Below are 970 nucleotides of genomic sequence, written 5' to 3' on the forward strand. Positions count from 1 at the left end.
GCCCGCTGAGCGCCGCGACCGCCCGCGCCTCGTCGCCCGCCTCCCGGCGGAGGCGGTGATCGACGGTCGCGACCGACAGCGTCACGCCGCCGCGCCGCCGCGCCCAGTCGGCGGCCAGGGCCAGCATGGCGGTGGAATCCGCGCCGCCGGACACCGCGAGCAGGATGTGGAACAGCCCCGCGCAGGCGGCGTCGAACAGACTGTCCACGTCAGCCGGCGACGGCGGTGCGTCGTGAGCGTCTTTTGGCGCGGTGGGGATCTCGGTCACGACGCGCAGGTCTCCGCCATGGCCGGATCGCACGAGATGAGCAGCCGAACGCCGTGCTTCCGCACCATACGGACGTTTGGCGTCGCGCGCAGATCGAGCCTGAGGGAAGCCGGTTTTTCCCGCCGTTCAGCAGGCGATGCGCTTCAGCTCGCGGTCGGTCTGGGCCTTGATGCGCGAATACTTGCGGCCGGCCTCGGCGATGGTGGCGCAGGCCTCTTCCTTCTTGCCCATGCCGTTCAGCGACATGCCAAGCTTCATCATGCTCTCGGGCGCCTTGGACGACTGCGGCGCCTCCACATAGATCTTGTAGAAGCTGTCGGCCGCGTCCGTGTACTGCCGGCGCTGGTACAGGCTTTCGCCGAGCCAGTACTGCGCGTCCGCCGCGAGCGGGTCCTTGGGGTTGGAGCGCAGGAAGTCGCGGAAGGTCTGTTCGGCGAGCTCGTAGTCCCGGCGCTGCATCAGGCCGACGCCCATGTCGAACTGGTCGCGCGCATTGCCGGTGCCGACCGAAACGCCGGACGAGCCGCCGCCCCGCGGCGGGATGGCGGCGGTGGCGGCCGGCGCCTGCGCGGGAGCCTGCCCCTGCGCCGCCGGCGGGCGGATGTTCATGGGCGCGTTGGGGTCGTCGCCGGGCGCGTCCTGAATGGCGCTTCCGATGGCGTCGTTGCGGGCGGTGGAGGTGGGCGCCGTCCCGCCGGAGGG

2 protein-coding genes are annotated in these 970 nt (G+C 71.8%); both read right to left on the reverse strand.

From position 1 onward, the window contains the following. Positions 1–268: ATP-binding protein (locus tag ACFQ4O_RS17835; RefSeq protein WP_378777759.1), on the reverse strand; the 268-nt coding region annotated here is incomplete at its 3' end. A 126-nt stretch (positions 269–394) separates the two neighbouring features. Continuing rightward, positions 395–970: tol-pal system protein YbgF (gene ybgF, locus ACFQ4O_RS17840; protein WP_378777761.1), on the reverse strand; the 576-nt coding region annotated here is incomplete at its 5' end.

Source organism: Methylopila musalis (assembly GCF_042679725.1).
GTDB lineage: Bacteria > Pseudomonadota > Alphaproteobacteria > Rhizobiales > Methylopilaceae > Methylopila > Methylopila musalis.